Annotated in this window: 3 protein-coding genes; 2 read left to right on the forward strand and 1 reads right to left on the reverse strand. The window is 38.3% G+C overall.

Annotated elements, in window-relative coordinates; genetic code table 11:
• Nucleotides 1-198: 198 nt before the first annotated feature.
• Both ABS784_RS16750 and ABS784_RS16755 read left to right on the forward strand, forming a co-directional pair.
• Nucleotides 199-669, forward strand: coding sequence for a DUF5680 domain-containing protein (locus tag ABS784_RS16750; RefSeq protein ID WP_352513340.1), 471 nt, complete (start codon nt 199-201; stop codon nt 667-669).
• A 193-nt stretch (nt 670-862) separates the two neighbouring features.
• On the forward strand, nt 863-1,387 hold the full coding sequence (locus tag ABS784_RS16755; protein ID WP_352513341.1) for a GNAT family N-acetyltransferase: 525 nt from the start codon (nt 863-865) through the stop codon (nt 1,385-1,387).
• Here ABS784_RS16755 and istB read toward each other — a convergent pair.
• Nucleotides 1,343-2,098, reverse strand: coding sequence for an IS21-like element IS5376 family helper ATPase IstB (gene istB, locus ABS784_RS16760; protein WP_061580738.1), 756 nt, complete (start codon nt 2,096-2,098; stop codon nt 1,343-1,345). The two genes, ABS784_RS16755 and istB, sit on opposite strands and share 45 nt — an antisense overlap.
• Between the last annotated feature and the right edge of the window lie 190 nt (nt 2,099-2,288).

Consider the following 2,288-nt stretch of genomic DNA (forward strand, 5'->3'; position numbering starts at 1 on the left):
CTACTCACATTCTACAGGAAAGGTGCTCTTTTTTCTATACCCTTTGGATTTTATTGGATAATCAACACGCCTGTTTTAAAACAATTTTATCATATGAAGATATTTTCAGAAAAATCATTTTTTATGTAAAATCGATATTGACCGAGAACAGAGCCTATTAATTAAGAAGGCCTATTAAATTACCAAGGGGGATGAAATATGTACACAGAAGAGAAATTTTTGGACTTTTTAATTAAAGCAAAAAAAGCAACTTATGCATCACAAGGAGACAATGCGTCTGTACCGCCTTTGTTAGAAGGTTCACGTCAATTGGAGTTCCAAGAAGGTCAATTTTTATATCGTGATGTATATTTTGGGATGAGTTATTTTGCAGGCCAAGAAGTTGTCTACTATCAGGGGAATCCGATTTGGTCTATGTGTTATTCAGGCGGTGTGGATAAAGAATTTGAGATTGAATTTATAAAAGAAGTTTACTCTTTTTTAAGAAAAGCGATGAGAAATGTTAGTGCGGATAATCCGTTTCGTGGACCTAAAGAATTTGTTGAAGAAGATTATATTTATAGAGATAGCAATAAGGGAGAATTAGGTAAGTTCGTAGGAAAAGAGACGATATCCTTTGCCAACGAAGTTGTATATAGTCTTCACTACTCTGGTGGATTTATTAAATAAAAACAAGGTCAGTTTTTCCTGTTTCACTAAGCGAAAAATCCCCTGTTTTTAATTAAAATCTCTGTTGAAGAATGGGGTTGATTTTCTTGTTTAACAGGCAGTTTTCTTGAAGAAGGATATCAAGTTTGTAGGGAGAATTGTCCTTAGGGAAGTTGTTTTTATGTGTACATAATGAATAGAAGGAGTGCTTATAATGAATTTGCAATTCGAGATTCGTAAAGCAACAGTTCAAGACATAGAAGAAATTATAAGATTGCGTTTGGAGCTTTTTAAGGAATTAGGAGAAGTACAGTCGGAACAAGAGGAAGCCCTTGTCACAACAGCTACAAAAAAATATTTAGAAGAAGCACTTTCTAACAATGAATTTATTTCCTTTTTAGCTTTGTTAAATAATAATGTTATAAGTGTTAGTGGGATGGTTTTATTTAAACGACCACCTTACTTAGATAATCTAAAAGGACTTGAAGCTTATATACTGAATATGTATACAATTCCTCAGTATCGAGGGAAAGGTTTAGCGAAAAAACTATTAGAGAATTGCATTGAGGAATGCAAAAAAATCGGGGTAAAACGAATTTGGTTACATGCATCTGATGATGGAATACCATTATATTGTCAAGGCCGATTATTTTTTCCCCAAAATCGCCGGTTTAAAATTCCCCAGAAGGACCTTTCATTGATCCTTCTGTTTTTCTTCTTGGAGCCTCTTTTCCCGTAATCGATAGCTTTCCCCCTTTAGGTTGAAAATGATGGAATGATGCAGTAATCGATCTAACATCGCTGTCGCCAAAACCGAGTCTCCCACGATTTCTCCCCATTCCCCAAAGCTTTTGTTGGAGGTGAGGATAATCGGGGCATGCTCGTACCGCCGGGCGATCACTTGAAATAAGTAATGAGCGCTGTTCGGGTCCAGTTTTAGATACCCCATTTCATCAATAATGAGAACGGTTGGCTTCACAAAGACACGAAGCTTTTTCTCCAACTTTCCTTCCTGGTCGGCTCTTCTTAACTGATTGACCAAATCGTGAGCGGTAATAAAATACGTTTTATATCCTCTTGCGATCGCCTCCATTCCAATCGAAATTGCCAGATGTGTCTTCCCAATCCCCGGTGGACCGAGAAAGAGGATATTTTCTTTCCGGTCAATAAAGGACAACGTAAGCAGTTCTCGAATCCGGCGCTCATCCACCGAAGGCTGCGCGGTAAAATCAAACGTATCGATCGTCTTGCGATACGGCAGTTTGGACAGCTTGATGAGCGTTTGGATCGATCGTGCCTGTTTTTCGACGATTTCTGCCTCTAATAAGCGGAATAAAAACTCTGAATATGATATATTATGAGTAGAGGCGTATTCTGCCATGGCGGACCATCGCTCCGCCATGACAGGCAAATGGAGTTGGTGGCAATACTCGTGTATTCGTTCTTTCATGAGCTTTCCCCTCGCAGGAATGCGTCATAAACGGACAATGGACGAGTATCCACTTCCACCGAAACAGGCGAAATGGTGGCGGCCATTTCCGTCTGTTTCTTTTTTATTTTTTCGTGTAAATTAGCACATTATTTCGGAACCCCTTTTTCAAATTATTTCAGACGGATTCCGAAATAATGTGCAAAATTTT

Origin of the sequence: Geobacillus sp. G4, assembly GCF_040327975.1 — a bacterium.
GTDB lineage: Bacteria > Bacillota > Bacilli > Bacillales > Anoxybacillaceae > Geobacillus > Geobacillus thermoleovorans.

Coding starts and splice junctions, on each gene's coding strand:
- ABS784_RS16750 (WP_352513340.1), top strand. CDS start 199: ATGTACACAGAAGAGAAATTTTTGGACTTTTTAATTAAAGCAAAAAAA.
- ABS784_RS16755 (WP_352513341.1), top strand. CDS start 863: ATGAATTTGCAATTCGAGATTCGTAAAGCAACAGTTCAAGACATAGAA.
- istB (WP_061580738.1), bottom strand. CDS start 2,098: ATGAAAGAACGAATACACGAGTATTGCCACCAACTCCATTTGCCTGTC.